The sequence below is a fragment of the Nostoc piscinale CENA21 genome (assembly GCF_001298445.1).
GTDB classification, from domain to species: Bacteria; Cyanobacteriota; Cyanobacteriia; order Cyanobacteriales; family Nostocaceae; genus Nostoc_B; species Nostoc_B piscinale_A.
In genome coordinates, this window is the sequence record NZ_CP012036.1 from 4,977,989 (window position 1) to 4,992,752 (window position 14,764).

At 41.2% G+C, this 14,764-nt stretch carries 10 protein-coding genes and 1 pseudogene; 7 read left to right on the forward strand and 4 right to left on the reverse strand.

Features of this window, described 5'->3' with window-relative positions:
- Window positions 1-86 precede the first annotated feature (86 nt).
- A pseudogene (locus ACX27_RS21290) lies at window positions 87-1,275 on the reverse strand (AbrB family transcriptional regulator).
- Window positions 1,276-1,794: 519 nt separating this feature from the next.
- The gene (locus ACX27_RS21295; RefSeq protein ID WP_062295326.1) at window positions 1,795-2,133 is read right to left on the reverse strand and encodes a hypothetical protein; all 339 of its coding nucleotides are present in this window, start codon (window positions 2,131-2,133) and stop codon (window positions 1,795-1,797) included.
- Window positions 2,134-2,325: 192 nt separating this feature from the next.
- Here ACX27_RS21295 and ACX27_RS21300 point away from each other — a divergent pair, with 192 nt between their 5' ends.
- Window positions 2,326-3,513: an ankyrin repeat domain-containing protein gene (locus tag ACX27_RS21300; protein WP_235526303.1), complete on the forward strand. Its 1,188-nt coding sequence runs from the start codon at window positions 2,326-2,328 to the stop codon at window positions 3,511-3,513.
- Window positions 3,473-4,045: a kelch repeat-containing protein gene (locus ACX27_RS34155; protein WP_235526304.1), complete on the forward strand. Its 573-nt coding sequence runs from the start codon at window positions 3,473-3,475 to the stop codon at window positions 4,043-4,045. The genes ACX27_RS21300 and ACX27_RS34155 overlap by 41 nt, the downstream gene beginning before the upstream one ends.
- 657 nt (window positions 4,046-4,702) lie before the next feature.
- Here ACX27_RS34155 and ACX27_RS21305 read toward each other — a convergent pair.
- Window positions 4,703-5,269 (reverse strand): hypothetical protein, encoded by a 567-nt coding sequence (locus tag ACX27_RS21305; protein WP_235526305.1) that lies wholly within the window; start codon window positions 5,267-5,269, stop codon window positions 4,703-4,705.
- Window positions 5,270-5,756: 487 nt separating this feature from the next.
- Here ACX27_RS21305 and ACX27_RS21310 point away from each other — a divergent pair, with 487 nt between their 5' ends.
- From ACX27_RS21310 to ACX27_RS21325, 4 genes are all read left to right on the forward strand, one after another.
- Window positions 5,757-9,164, forward strand: coding sequence for a phycobilisome rod-core linker polypeptide (locus tag ACX27_RS21310; RefSeq protein ID WP_062295327.1), 3,408 nt, complete (start codon window positions 5,757-5,759; stop codon window positions 9,162-9,164).
- 377 nt (window positions 9,165-9,541) lie between these two features.
- Window positions 9,542-10,027 carry an allophycocyanin subunit alpha gene (gene apcA / locus ACX27_RS21315; RefSeq protein WP_062295328.1) on the forward strand — a complete coding sequence of 162 codons (486 nt, stop codon included), beginning with the start codon at window positions 9,542-9,544 and terminating at the stop codon, window positions 10,025-10,027.
- 65 nt (window positions 10,028-10,092) lie between these two features.
- Window positions 10,093-10,578 carry an allophycocyanin subunit beta gene (apcB, locus tag ACX27_RS21320; protein WP_062295329.1) on the forward strand — a complete coding sequence of 162 codons (486 nt, stop codon included), beginning with the start codon at window positions 10,093-10,095 and terminating at the stop codon, window positions 10,576-10,578.
- A 239-nt stretch (window positions 10,579-10,817) separates the two neighbouring features.
- Window positions 10,818-11,024, forward strand: coding sequence for a phycobilisome linker polypeptide (locus ACX27_RS21325; RefSeq protein WP_015114200.1), 207 nt, complete (start codon window positions 10,818-10,820; stop codon window positions 11,022-11,024).
- A 546-nt stretch (window positions 11,025-11,570) separates the two neighbouring features.
- Here the strand turns inward: ACX27_RS21325 and ACX27_RS21330 are convergent.
- The gene (locus ACX27_RS21330; protein ID WP_062295330.1) at window positions 11,571-14,210 is read right to left on the reverse strand and encodes a CHAT domain-containing protein; all 2,640 of its coding nucleotides are present in this window, start codon (window positions 14,208-14,210) and stop codon (window positions 11,571-11,573) included.
- Between the two features lie 108 nt (window positions 14,211-14,318).
- On the opposite strand from ACX27_RS21330, the gene ACX27_RS21335 reads away from it, so the two are divergent.
- Window positions 14,319-14,735: a DUF3110 domain-containing protein gene (locus ACX27_RS21335; protein ID WP_062295331.1), complete on the forward strand. Its 417-nt coding sequence runs from the start codon at window positions 14,319-14,321 to the stop codon at window positions 14,733-14,735.
- Window positions 14,736-14,764 lie beyond the last annotated feature (29 nt).

The following is a 14,764-nucleotide window of genomic DNA, read 5'->3' on the forward strand; positions in this document are numbered from 1 at the left end:
CGGTATCGGTATCTCCCATCGACATTTGGACTTCTCCTAATCACCTCGGTTTGAACAACGCCGAGGTTTTTTCTTTTTATTAACTTTCAGACTTCAGACTTCAACCGAGTTTCAAGACGGCGAAATAAAAATAACCAAAGTGGTAAGGAACTGTTGATAGCGATCAGTCTGACTAAATGGCCTGTGGTGACAATTTCCACATTATGATCTAACGCTAAGGAAACTAAGATCATTTCGGCAGCACCGCCGGGGGCTGTAACCAAAAGACAAGTTAACCAATCCCAGGAAGTGAAGTGCATAGCCAGCATAGCAGCGATCGCACCTGCAATCAGAGTCAAAGCTACAGAAATCAACGCACAACCGATGATTCGTTTACCAAAGGTGGGTTTTTCTCCCCAATATTCCCCGATGGTAATCCCCAACAGCATTTGACCAACTATATTCACCAATGGTTGTGGACTCAAATTAGCCCCACTCACAAAAGGCAAGCAATTCAAGAAATAATTAAAAAATATACCTAGTAGTAACGCCCCAAAAAAATCCCCAGCCGGAATTTTCCAAACAATAGCGCAATAAACTATCACTCCGGTAATCAGCAATGCTACCAGTAATAGTCCGAGTTGTGAGGGTTCCAGACTGATTAAAGCTTGTTTGATAGGAAGTGTTGCAGAATTCCAATAACTACCAACTGTGGTTCTCGCAATAAAAGGAATTACTAATACTACACAAGTAACCCGAATTGCTTGCACTAAAGCAACCAAAGTCACGTTTTTATTGTAATCAGCCGCAATTGATGACATCACACCCACACCACCGGGGACTGTCGCCAACATTGCTGTTAATAAGTTGGTTTTGCTGAGTCGGGAATAAATATAGCCAATACAGCTACCACATACCAATAAAAAAAAATGTCAGAGCAACAAATATCGGAATTCCAGCAGCTAAATTGATCAAGTCACTATTACTATTAGATAAACCAACAGTCAGCCCTACAAGTCCCATTCCGACTTTTCTCGCAGTTCTGTTAGGTTTAGGCGTGTATTGGTAGAAAATTCGACATCCTTGGAGGACGATTGTACCAGCAGCGATACCGCCAAATATCCAAGCAATACCGCCAACATGCAACTTTACCAAGCCTATACTCAGTGGTAACGCTAGTAGCATTTCTATAGCCAGAACCATGATTTGAGGCACAATTAGCTGTGGTTGAGTACCAGGGACATTTTGATGAAATATTTCCTCCTGAGTGGGAGTAACACTAAGGCTTTGATTCATTGATACAAGTTTTTTAAAATTAAATTTGACTAGGTTCTGGAATTAATGCGATCACTAATGACTGATTGTTTTTAAGTTCTATGTACAATGGCAACAATATAACAACAATCTTAATAAAATTTAAACATAGGTTTCAGCCTCATCACCACAGCAATATTTGGTATTTCGGACAATAAATGGTAGAAAACAGATGTTTCCTACCATGTCTTGTAGTGTTGAATGATTTCAGATTTTAGAGTCAGCCAACAAATAAATTATCCAATTTGTTTACTCAACAAGACTTCTATCTCCCTTGTCATCTTTGTCTCTAGATAATGGAATATTTTTTAATTGGAAGTCCTTAGCCATCCAACCTCTAGATGTATCTATGAAATCAATCTAAAATCCGCACTATCAAATTGTTGGACAGCAAATTTTCACTAGTACAGGTCAGAGGAAATAAAACACCCATGATAAATTACTGACAAGCTCACTATCAGGGTTTCTTCATTTCAGACTTCAGACTTCAGCCTTTGTGTACTAGTCTTCATCCAATGGTGGAAACGCTTCCTCAAACTTCCACAATTCATCTTTATTTTCTAGAAACCAATTACGTGTAGCAGGCGTTAATTGACTCCAAATAATTGCACTAGGAATATCAGGACAAGCATATCGATATTGCTGACCCAGTAATTTGAGATTTGACTCTACCTCATCAGGAATACCAAATTCTTGCCAGTTTACTACTACATGACTTCCTACAATTCCCGCAGTCGGATCAAAAATTAACTGTGCAGCTCTGACTAAATCAGCAAAGTGTCGTGGTTTAAGGTTAGATATCTGCTGAATGTGCAGTAACTCTTCATGTTCTTGAGACATTTCCCTAGAGTGATCAAAATTGACTACTTGTAGAACTTACTGCCAGAGATTTTGATTCCAATATTTCTAGTCTAACGCTTACAGCATAATTCAGGAGGTTAGAGCAACTTGACGATATTTATGGGGATAAGATGGGAAGTGCGATCGCTTCTGTTTGTAGTAATTTATATCAGAACTTAACTCAGAAAGTGTATGGAAAAAATTCATATTGATGTACAGCAGGGCAATATTGCAGGAGTCGCACGTAAAATAGCCAATGGTGTTGATATTGAATGCCTAGATGAGTATTCCCAACAAACACCATTAATGTGTGCAGTTAGTAGTCCCAATGCAGGTGTTGATATGATTCGCTTCCTCTTAGAACATGGCGCGAATGTCAACGCTGTTGAACCAGAATCTCAAAATACCGTACTTGGGTTGGCTGTGCAGTCAGGAAATTTCGATAAAATCCAATTGATTTTAGATGCTGGAGCCGATATTAACTATCAAAGTCCAGATGGATATGATGTCTTAATTCATGCTATGTATGGTCGAGATATTTTACAAGATGAAAACTTAATATCAACTTTAAATTTACTCATCTCTAGAGGTGCTGCTGTCAATGGGATGAGTAGCTATGGTGAATCTGCAATTAAAGTAGCTGCTCATGTTGGGAGATTTGATGCTGTCAAATTATTATTGAACGCAGGTGCTAACCCAGAGCAACTGGAATGGACAGAATTAATGCACGCTATAGTTTTTGGCAGCCTAGAGCAAGTAAAATTCTTGCTAGAGCAAGGAGCAGATCAAAATGTACGTGATTGTTGGCATAGAACCCCTTGGTTATTAAGTCTTCAGGTGGGTGAATTACCTAAAGCTAAATTACTCCGAGCGGCGGGAGCAAATCACAACGATGTGGGAAACTGTGGAAAAACGCCGTTAATGTATGCAATAGAAAACAATAGGGACGAAGTCTTAGAGTGGCTAATTGCAGAGGGATTTGATATTGAAGCCACTGATGAATTTAGAAACACTGCGTTAATCATCGCCGCAGAACGTGGTGCTACTGAGTGCGTCAGAATTTTACTAGAAGCTGGTGCAAACCCCAGCAGAATAAATGATTGCAATGACAAAGCCATTAAGATAGCCACAAAGAAAGAAATCGTCAGAATGTTAGTTGCATCGGGTGAAGATGTGAGCGATATTAACGATGATATGCGGCGATCGCTCACTGGAATTGACAACAACAAATTTTCATTATCACAAGTAACTCCAGAGCAGTATTTTGCTGGCAAACATCCGCGCTTTGGCAAAACTAATCCAGAGTTGATGGAAATACCCTTTTGGGAGGCAATGATTTGTGAGGGTTGTTCTGCTTATACAGCCAAAAATTTTTTTTAATGATAGAGAAAATTGGCAAGATAAAGCATGGAGCTATGCCCGATTTGGCAGAACCATTACACAATTACCAGATGGCAGAATTGTCGAAATTGCCGGTGAACATGAAGATTACTATGACCCTGATTTTTGCATATATAACGATGTTGTAGTTTATCAAGGTGATGGTAATTTTCAGATTTTTGGTTATCCCCAAGATGTTTTTGCGCCAACTGACTTTCATTCTGCCACATTAGTTGGAGAATACATATATATCATTGGCAATTTAGGCTACATCGGTACAAGAATTTATAATGAAACTCCAGTTTATAGATTACATATTCACACATTTATAATAGAACAAATAGAAACAACTGGGGATAAACCAGGATGGATAAGTGAACACAAAGCTCACTACCAAGAACCAGCTAAAATACATATTACTGGTGGTAGATTATGTGTGATTAGGAATGAACAAATAGAAGATTATATAGATAACTCAGTTGATTACGTCTTAGATTTAAGTGACTTCACTTGGAGCCGCCCTACTGTTTAAGTATAAATCTATAATGGTATGCACTTGAATGAGATACAAATTTATGCGCTATAGGTTGAATGTACTGGGGTGAAGATTTACTGAAATAATTTGAGGCGGGTTCTAAATATTCAGTTAGACAATAAGAGGTTATTTATAACGTAAAAATAAAACCTGCTGTAATAATTTAGTTAATAAAATTTAGTTTTATAAATAACCCAACTCAAAATATAAATTTCAAGTAATAATTTACTCAGAGTTGACAAGCGCAACATACTTATCTATTAACTCAGACTTGAATCAAGAAGCTTTTTGGAGGTAGTCACTATGATGGGAGCTATCTGGTTCTTTGTTTTCTGCTTGATTTGGCTGATGGGCTTTTCTTTGTTGGCAGAAATTTGGTTTTATGAAGAAGAGCAGGAGTTTTAATTAGCCGCAGCTTTTAACGTCGGTATTGGCGTGCCTTTATTTACTGATAATGCCTATAGAAAACAGTTGATTTAGGTAATTAATACCAAGTTGCAGTCAAAGATAGTAACCTGGGGTGGGAGTAGGAAGTACGAATACTATATTCTGAAAACAACTTAGTATAAGTGTGTTAGACAGAAATAAACTTAAAAACTAAGAAAAAATACTGCTTAACAGTTTTCCTCCTGCCTTCTGCCTCCTGCCTTCTATTTACAAGTCACATTGATGAGTTTGGCAATATTTTGCACTATTAATCTCGGCTTGCAGTTGATTTAATTGAATAATTTGAAAAGCTGAACCACCTTGCACTTCCGCCACAATATAAGCATATTTTTGACCTCTATAATAATGGTCTCGACCAACTTTAGTAACTCGGCGAGACTGGCTGAAATCATTAGCAATATTCGCGTTATAAATGCTTTGAACTAATCTCACCACCTTGGCATTTTTGCTGGTGAATTTGATACTAGAGTCGCCGCTAATGGTAATTCCTTCTTTAGTGACTATGCCATTCTCCGCAGGAACATCAACATAGAAATACAAATTACCTTTATTACCTGAATAACCATGAGCTTCGCTGCTATAAGTCAGTCTTGGTAATTGAGTTTTAGTTTTTGCCCATTTAATCACCGTGTTAATGTTTTGTCCTGGGAGTGCATTAGCAGGTGTCATCGCCAACACAACTGCTAAAGAGGACAAGGCTGCTAAGGTGATGAAGTTAAATTTATTACTATTTTTCATATCACTTCCCTGTAGTAATGCTGGTTGATACAGCATAGCCGATGATCATTTTGGGGTCATCTTGCAGGAAGAAACTGAGAGAGTGTTAATTTTTGTGTACAAAAACCAAAATGAAGCGATCGCTGTTCTCAAATAAAAAACTAGTCATGCTCAGAATTGTGGACTAGCAACCGAAACGCAAACATTTGTGTATTTTTGCCGTAGCTAGATAAAACTTGGGTTGCGCCTCAAGTAAAATGCTTTATGTAAAGTTTTTAACTTTCTGATACAAAACTTAGATTTTGTCTAATGTCAAAAGGAGTATTTATTCTTAGGTTTGCTTAAACAAGGCTACAGAATCTACATACTTCTTAATAAATTACCAGGAAAAACGCAAAACGTTCTAATCTAAAAGCTGACTGGGTTAATTTTACTGACAGTTTTGAAGGCGGTACTCTGAAGGCATAAACACACCGATGTGTCAAGCCTCAAAGCGACCCAGACTTAACACATAAACGATTATGATGGGAGTTTTACAAATCCGATGAGTGTTAAGGCGAGTGGTGGAAGCTCAGTTGCGCGTCCGCAACTATATCAAACCCTAGCTGTAGCAACCATTTCTCAAGCGGAACAGCAAGACCGCTTTTTAGGAACTGGTGAATTAAATGAACTGGCAAGCTATTTTGCATCTGGTGCAAAACGTTTAGAAATTGCCCAGATTCTCACAGAAAATTCCGAGATTATCGTATCTCGTGCTGCTAACCGGATATTTGTCGGTGGTTCGCCAATGGCTTTCTTAGAAAAGCCACAAGAACAAGAATTGGCGTTGGCTGCCGCTGTAGGCACTGGTAGAGATGTTACAGAAGGCATGAGACTAGGAACCGTCACCTACGTTGAAAGTCGTGGTGGTTTCCTAGAAAACTTGCGTTCTATCTTTAATACCTCACCCAGTGGCCCAACACCTCCGGGTTTCAGACCAATTAACGTTTCACGTTACGGCCCAAGCAACATGGCCAAGAGCTTGCGGGACTTGTCCTGGTTCTTGCGCTATGCTACTTATGCGATCGTAGCTGGCGACCCCAACATCATTGCTGTAAACACACGGGGTCTGCGCGAAATCATTGAAAATGCTTGCTCTGGTGAAGCAACAATCGTGGCTTTACAGGAAATCAAGGCAGCATCCTTGTCTTATTTCCGGAGAGATCCTGAAGCCACAGATATTGTGACTCAGTACATGGATGTGTTGCTGACAGAGTTCAAAGCACCCACACCTTCGACCAAACTACGTCAACGTCCTTCTGGCGACCAACAAGGTCTACAACTGCCGCAGATTTACTTTAATGCCGCAGAGCGTCGTCCCAAATTTGTGATGAAGCCTGGGTTGTCAGCCAGCGAAAAAACTGAGGTAGTGAAAGCAGCGTATCGGCAAATCTTTGAGCGCGATATTACCCGTGCTTACAGCTTGTCGATTTCTGACTTAGAATCTAAGGTGAAAAATGGCGACATCTCCATGAAAGAGTTTGTTCGCCGTTTGGCAAAATCTCCGCTTTACCAAAAACAGTTTTATCAGCCTTTTATTAACAGCCGCGTCATTGAACTTGCTTTCCGTCACATTTTGGGACGTGGGCCAAGTAGCCGGGAAGAAGTACAAAAATACTTCTCTATCATTTCTAGTGGTGGTCTAGCTAAATTAGTGGATGCGCTGGTAGATTCTGACGAATACGCTGATTACTTTGGTGAAGAGACAGTACCCTACATTCGCGGTTTGGGTCAAGAAGCCCAAGAATGTCGGAACTGGGGGCCGCAACAAGACCTGTTTAACTACAGTGCGCCTTTCCGCAAAGTACCGCAGTTCATCACTACATTCGCAGCATACGAACAACCATTACCAGATCAACACCCCTACGGTTCTGGTAACGACCCATTAGAAATTCAGTTTGGGGCGATTTTCCCGAAAGAAACTCGCAACCCCAGCACCCGTCCGGCTCCATTTGGTAAAGATACAAGACGGATCTTGATTCACCAAGGGCCTGGAATTAATAACCAACTGAGTAATCCCAAAGCGCGGGGCGTAGCGCCTGGAACTCTGGGGCCAAAAGTATTCAAGTTGGATCAACTTCCTGGCACTATCGGTAAGAAAGCCGCCAAGGGTGCAAGTGTTAAATTCTCTGAAAGTTCCACACAGGCAGTAATTAGAGCAATTTACTTGCAAGTCATCGGTCGTGATGTTTACGAAGGTCAACGGCTAAAAGTCCAAGAAATTAAGCTGGAAAACGGCGAAATTTCTGTACGGGAATTTGTCAGAGCTTTGGCTAAGTCAGACTTGTTCCGTGGTTTGTACTGGACACCGTTGTATGTTTGTAAAGCGATCGAATATATTCACCGTCGCTTGTTAGGTCGTCCTACCTACGGTCGTCAAGAAAACAACAAATACTTCGACATTGCCTCTAAGAAAGGCTTCTATGGCGTTGTTGATGCCATTCTTGATACCCCAGAGTACAGCGAAGCATTTGGTGAAGATACTGTTCCTTACGAACGCTATTTGACTCCAGGTGGTGTGTCGCTGCGACAACTGCGTGTGGGTACTCTCAGAGAAGATGTTGTCGCTACCAAAGTTGACAAGCAAGAAACACCCCGCTTTGTGGAACTGGGTGCAGTATCCCAAAATCGGACAGAACCTGATATTCAGTTCCGCGTTAATCAAGGTGTTAGCAAGCAGCGTGAACAAACAAAAGTCTTCAAGCTGGTAGCAAATACAGTTGACAAAGTTGCAGTGAAAACTGTAATTAGTGCTGCTTACCGCCAGATTTTTGAGCGCGACATTGCACCTTACATCTCTAAAAACGAATTCACAGTCCTAGAAAGTAAGCTGGGTAATGGTGAAATCACTGTTAAAGAATTTATTGAAGGTTTGGGTTACTCTAACCTCTACCTGAAGGAATTCTATACACCTTATCCCAACACCAAAGTAATTGAGTTGGGAACCAAGCACTTCTTAGGACGCGCACCTATTGATCAAGCAGAAATCCGCAAGTATAACCAGATTTTGGCTACCCAAGGTCTGAAGGCGTTTATTGCTGCTTTGTTGAATAGTGCAGAGTATCGCCAAGTATTTGGTGAAGATACAGTTCCTTACCGTCGCTTCCCGACTTTACCTGCGGCTAACTTCCCGAATACCGAGAAGCTTTACAACCAACTCACCAAGCAAAATGATGATGTAGTTGTACCTAGCTTTAAGCCAGTCAAAGCGCGGATGGAGTCTGCCAATACACCAATTTTGGCAAAAGCGATCGCAGATTTAGCTTATCAAGCACGGCAAATCGACAAGACCAAGCCGTTGTTTATTGAGTTGGGTCGTTCTTATAACGATGGTCGTGGTCAGTCTGTAGAAGTTGGTGTGGGTACCAGCCGCCGTAAACCTGCACGGATTTTCCGCTTAACAGATGGTAGTAGCCAAACCGAAAGACAGTTAGTAATTAACGCTGCTTACTGTCAGGTATTGGATGTATTTAGCGGTCAGGTTCCTGATTATTACCGTCGTAGCGAACTCGACAGCAGACTGCGGAATGGGGAAATCTCTGTCCGTGAGTTTGTCCGCGAACTCGCAAGCTCAGAAATCTATCGCAAACGCTTCTATACCCCTTATCCCAACACCAAGGTAATTGAATACTTATTCCGTCACCTGTTGGGTCGCGCACCAGCTACTCAAGGCGAAATCCGTCAATATAACAAACTATTGGCTGATAGTGGTTTGAGAGCGGCTGTAGAAGCCATTGTGGATAGCCCAGAATATGCTCGCTACTTCGGTGAAGATGTGGTTCCATACCCACGCTTCCCATCTCTACCTGCTGGTAACTACCTCGGTAGTGTACAAGCAGCGGCTGACCTGGTGAAACAATCTTGGTCTAGCCTGTCTCCTGCTGTATTAACTGGTCGTCCAGGCGATCGCTAATACGTAGTTAATAGTCCAAGGTCAATAGTCAAGAGGTTCATACTCTTGGCTATTACCTGCTGACTATTGATACTTTACATTTCGTAATATTGTTCTCAGATTGCGAGTTCAAGTGTAAATCTGAAAAGGAATATTACAAAGTATTAAGAGCAGTCATAAATGCTCAACATAATGCCGGAGAATATTTTGCGGAAGGTAGCTGAGTTTTACAGCTTGTGTAGTTGAAATTAACACCAGCAAACTCGTAAAGTATTAGCTACAGCAGCGACTCAACTGTTGTATCTAAAAAACAACGAGAGAACGTAGCTACATTCGACCGAAATTAAAATCGCACCAGTTTCATACCCTGGTTTCATTAGTACTGGAGGAATCCATTAATGAGTATCGTCACGAAGTCCATCGTGAATGCTGATGCAGAAGCTCGCTACCTCAGCCCTGGCGAATTAGATCGGATCAAGAGCTTTGTTTCTGGTGGCGAACGTCGCCTCCGCATCGCTCAAGTTTTGACCGACAACCGTGAGCGCATTGTTAAGCAAGCTGGCGACCAATTGTTCCAAAAGCGTCCCGATGTTGTATCTCCTGGTGGTAACGCTTACGGTCAAGAAATGACAGCTACCTGCTTACGCGACCTAGACTACTACCTCCGTCTCATCACCTACGGAGTAGTTTCTGGCGATGTTACACCTATTGAAGAAATCGGTGTAGTTGGCGTTCGTGAAATGTACAAATCCCTCGGCACTCCTATCGATGCAGTTGCTGGTGGTGTTGCTGCTATGAAGAACGTTGCTGCTTCCTTGCTGTCTGCTGAAGATGCTGCTGAAGCTAGCGCCTACTTCGACTACCTAGTTGGTGCAATGCAGTAGGCTGAGGTTTTCTCCCTGCTGACACAAACTGTTGCAATACGGTTGGAAATAAGGAAATAACAACAATGCAAGACGCAATTACCTCTGTTATTAACTCTTCAGACGTTCAAGGTAAATACCTCGACACCGCTGCTTTAGAAAAACTGAAAGGCTACTTCGCAACTGGTGAACTGCGCGTTCGTGCAGCTACCACCATCAGCGCCAATGCAGCTGCGATCGTTAAAGAAGCTGTTGCTAAATCTCTGTTGTACTCTGATATCACCCGTCCCGGTGGTAACATGTACACCACCCGTCGTTACGCTGCTTGTATCCGTGACTTGGATTACTACCTACGCTATGCTACCTACGCTATGTTAGCTGGCGATCCTTCCATCCTGGATGAGCGCGTATTAAACGGCTTGAAAGAAACCTACAACTCCTTGGGTGTACCCGTAGGCGCTACTGTACAAGCTATCCAAGCAATCAAAGAAGTAACCGCTAGCTTAGTCGGCCCCGACGCTGGTAAAGAAATGGGCGTTTACTTAGACTACATCTCCTCTGGCTTGAGCTAAGAGCTAGTTGGCATCTAATTCATTAGGTGCAGCTTTATTAAGGTCTGGAAATCAACTGTGAGTGCTAGAACGTCTTGTCGCTTATTCAAATTGCATAAATTATGATGAGTGTTAGAGGTCTAGTATTTATGTTTGATTTCCAGCCTTGGAGAGATTAATTAAAGATTTGTCTAAAAAATATACTCCCGCTTCACTTTGAGATAAAAAAGTTTTCACACTCACCACAGGAGATTGATCACATGGCGCGGTTGTTTAAAATTACTGCTTGCGTTCCTAGCCAAACCCGGATTCGTACTCAACGCGAACTACAAAATACCTATTTCACCAAATTGGTTCCCTACGAAAACTGGTTCCGTGAACAGCAACGGATTCAAAAAATGGGTGGCAAAATCGTTAAAGTGGAACTGGCAACTGGCAAGCAAGGCACCAACGCTGGTCTGTCATAATTCATATATACAAATTGAACTTTATTGTAGGGAGTTCCCAAGAGGTCAAGAAAGGCCTCTTTTTTTATAGCAGTCTGAGTTGATATGTGAACAATCAAGGCAAGGGGGACAAGGGTTAAAGAAAATGTCTTAACGCACTTACCACCTCGACGGGACAAGGGAGATAAGGGGGACAAGGTGGACAAGGGAGAGATGTTGATCAAACATTTAGGATTGCCATAGGGATTAGTGGCAATTGCAATACTTGGATACTCGCTTCAAACCCTCAATCTGGCAAAAACTTGTTTTAAGCCCTAATAGGGATTGGTTTAAATTGCAACACCTACTACAACGGCGAATTGATTATGCAGCCCCAACAGCGATGCTTTCAATTCCTAATAGGGATTAATTTAAATTGCAATGTAGAATCAAAAGTTGAACGGTTCAACATTTTGAATTGCAATAATGAGCTTGATTGCTGTTACGGCATTTATCGAGGTGTTTCAATCCCTAATAGGGATTAGTTTGAATTGCAATAAATTAAACTAGACTAGACTAGCCTCTAGCTTACAACCAATTACCAATCAAGACGTAAGCAGACCAAAAACTAGGGGCTTTGTAATTAGGATGTTGCAAGATTTTGAGTTGAGCATTACGGAGAGCTTGAGCTTTGCTGATGTTTCCTTTTTTTAGTTCTTGATAAAATTCACCAACAAACAAAGCTGTTGATTCATCATCAATTTGCCACAGAGAGGCTAGAGTGCTACGCGCACCCGCTCTGATGGCTGTACCTGCGAGTCCCAAAGCGGCGCGTTTGTCTCCGGTTGCGGTTTGACAGGCGCTTAACACTAATAGTTCGACTGCTTGTGTTTGAGTTTCATCTCGATTGCGGAGTAAGCTGTCAAATTCTTTGACATTAATTGGCCCATCGGCAGCTAAGATAAAGGTCTTGTCAGCACTAGAACTAAACTGGCCGTGAGTGGCTAAATGTACGATATTAAAAGGAACTGAATTGACTTCTTTTTCGAGAGCTTTGCTGGTAAATTGCTCATCTATCAGATTAGTTGTGGTAATTCCAGTACGAGAAATATAATTAATCTCTGATTTAATTGCCGGTAATGGTGCAAAGTTAGGAAAGTCTGGTGGAGGTTGCGTTAACCCAGCGGCTAAAGCTTTTAGTTGTTGTTGTACTATGGGCTGAGGATTTTGCAGTTGTAAACCAACACTTAAAGCGATCGCATATTTCTCAATTAAGAATTTTTCCCCATCGTAAAGTGATGCCATTGGGATGTTACGCAAGATACCATCCAGCACAAATACGAGAGTATCAACTTTCCTGGCTGATAATTCGGATTCGACTGGTTTAATCAGCCAGTCGTAAATAATATGGGATTGGTTTTTAACGGCATTAATGGCTGTGGGATTCACTAATAGTTTTCGCAGATGAGTAACAATTGTTTCTACTTCTGCTTGAGTAATATTAATGCTCTCAAGTTTTAGGGTTTGGTTGGGTAGTTTGACAATTACTTGGAGTTGGTGAGGGAGAATAATCGGATAAAAAATCGCAGTCGTGGGATTTTCGACATCTACAACTTGATCCAGAAGAACCTTTTTACCGTCTAAACAAGCTTCTTGGAAAAAGTTATCTATTTCTGCTAATTGCAAAGCTTCTATGCGCTCACGTGCCTTGTCTAAGATTTCATCATTTTGTTGCCCTGCTTGAGATTGCAAGAGTAACTCGACTGATTGGCGATAAAGTGGTTCAACGCTATCTCGAAAATTAAATTGTATGTCTTGATTGATGGTTGCTAAATCACTGCGTATAGATTTGATAGTGTCTACTGCGGCATCATAAGCAGCGATCGCACCTGTAAAATCTTTTTTTTGCCAGAGTACTCTGCCTAATTGCCACTGCAAGCGATAAGCAATATCTGGGATAATACTACCCTGCACCATGATTAACCCCTGCTGAGTTAGACTTTGTGCCTCTGGCCATTGTTGAGTTTGTTCGTACAAATTACCTAAACTCAAAAGTGCATTGGCTTCGGCACGGCGATCACCTAAAATCTGAGACTGTTTGACCGCATTAGCTAAAATTTGAGCAATTTTGGACATATCTGGAAGTTGAGAGTCCAGATTAGATTGTTTTTGGCGATTTGCAGTTCCTAGTTTAATTAAGCTTTGGGCGTAATTAATTTGGGAGTAAATAGCATTGCGGCTAGGGGGGAGTTGATTAAGTTGAGATTGAATCTCAGGTAATATTGATACTGCCTCAGTTAATTTTTGATCTTCAATTAAAAAACTCAGGTAATTCAGTTGTGCAGAAACTTTGGTTAAAGGCGAAACAGATAGTTTGATAGCTTGTTGATAGTAGGCGATCGCATCTGGTTTTTTTTCCCGTTTGCGGGCGTTGTTGCCTAAACTCAACACAATAGCTGCCATATCATAATCAGATTTTAAGCCTTGAGCGATCTCTAAACTTTGCTCTAAAACTTCTTGGGATTTTTCCAGACTACCGGATATTAACAAGGCATTACCCAGCGATCGCAACCCCACAGCTTTTTCCAGCGAATCTGGCTGTGATTGCAACTGTTGATTAACTGCCTCTAGCATTTTAATTGCACGACGGTAAAAGCCTTGCGTCCGCCAAGCTTGTGCTTGATTGATTTGCGATCGCACGACACCACTATAATTATTGGTTTGCTGATAAATTTGCTCAGTTTGCTGCCAGCCGATTAAAGCTGCTTCTGGCTTTCCCATCAACAGTTGCAGACGAGCTTGAATTTCTAGTGATTGGGCGAATACTGGCGAATTTTGCCTATCTGCCAGCAATTGCAAACTCTCAGTAATTGCTTGCTGTGCTTCTGTAAGTTTGCCTAATTGTTGGTAAGTCAGAGATAAATTACTGAGGGTAGTAGCTAGTTTAAGTTTATCTCCTGTCTGTTTATATGCTTGTGCAGCTTTTGTTAAGACTTCCACCGCTTCCGTAAAACGTCCAGCATCATAAAGAGTTTTGCCTTGTTCTAGGTCAGTAATGGTTGCATTTGTCAATGAAGATTCTGTGTAAATATGAGCAGGTAAAGTTGCCAATACAGGCGAACTCAGCACCAACAGTAAACTGACGACAAAATACAAGAATAAACTTAAAATTTGACTTATTTTGCGAATATTGAGCCAAAAATCCCTGATTTTGGTTTTGATGGGCATGGCAACAAGGAGATGATTAAATAAAAAAGTATAAAGGATGAGGATTGAAAGTTAAAGACTAAAAACAATTTATTTCATACTTCATACTTCATACTTCAGCTTTCAAAGATGATTACACCAATGCGTATATTTGTTTTAATTTTTAATGCTCACACAGACAACGAAGGAATTCACACAGTGCGAGTTGGCGATCGCAATAAAATTCTTATGTTTGAGTCAGAAGACGATGCTCTGCGCTTTGCCCTGATGTTAGAAGCTCAGGATTTCCCCACACCAACAGTCGAAGCGATCGATTCAGAAGAAATTAAGGAATTTTGCGAAAGTGCTGGTTACGACTGGGAAATAGTTCCCGAAAATAGTGATTTAATCATACCCCCAGAACTCAACGTCGAGGAAACCGACTGGCAAGTAGAAGCCGCCAACGCTGATAGTTATGAATCTGAACAAGTTCCACCCGCCGCAGAAACAGAATTTTCTGAATCGGAACTCGAAAGTATCCGCCGCAAACTAGAAGGATTATTGTAGTTAGTTATTGCTGATGAGTCATTGGTCAT

Bases quoted from the DNA above. Each gene is read 5' to 3' on its own strand.
- apcB (WP_062295329.1), top strand. From the start codon at position 10,093: ATGCAAGACGCAATTACCTCTGTTATTAACTCTTCAGACGTTCAAGGT.
- ACX27_RS21300 (WP_235526303.1), top strand. From the start codon at position 2,326: ATGGAAAAAATTCATATTGATGTACAGCAGGGCAATATTGCAGGAGTC.
- ACX27_RS21305 (WP_235526305.1), bottom strand. From the start codon at position 5,269: ATGCTGTATCAACCAGCATTACTACAGGGAAGTGATATGAAAAATAGT.
- ACX27_RS21310 (WP_062295327.1), top strand. From the start codon at position 5,757: ATGAGTGTTAAGGCGAGTGGTGGAAGCTCAGTTGCGCGTCCGCAACTA.
- ACX27_RS21330 (WP_062295330.1), bottom strand. From the start codon at position 14,210: ATGCCCATCAAAACCAAAATCAGGGATTTTTGGCTCAATATTCGCAAA.
- ACX27_RS21325 (WP_015114200.1), top strand. From the start codon at position 10,818: ATGGCGCGGTTGTTTAAAATTACTGCTTGCGTTCCTAGCCAAACCCGG.
- apcA (WP_062295328.1), top strand. From the start codon at position 9,542: ATGAGTATCGTCACGAAGTCCATCGTGAATGCTGATGCAGAAGCTCGC.
- ACX27_RS21335 (WP_062295331.1), top strand. From the start codon at position 14,319: ATGATTACACCAATGCGTATATTTGTTTTAATTTTTAATGCTCACACA.
- ACX27_RS21295 (WP_062295326.1), bottom strand. From the start codon at position 2,133: ATGTCTCAAGAACATGAAGAGTTACTGCACATTCAGCAGATATCTAAC.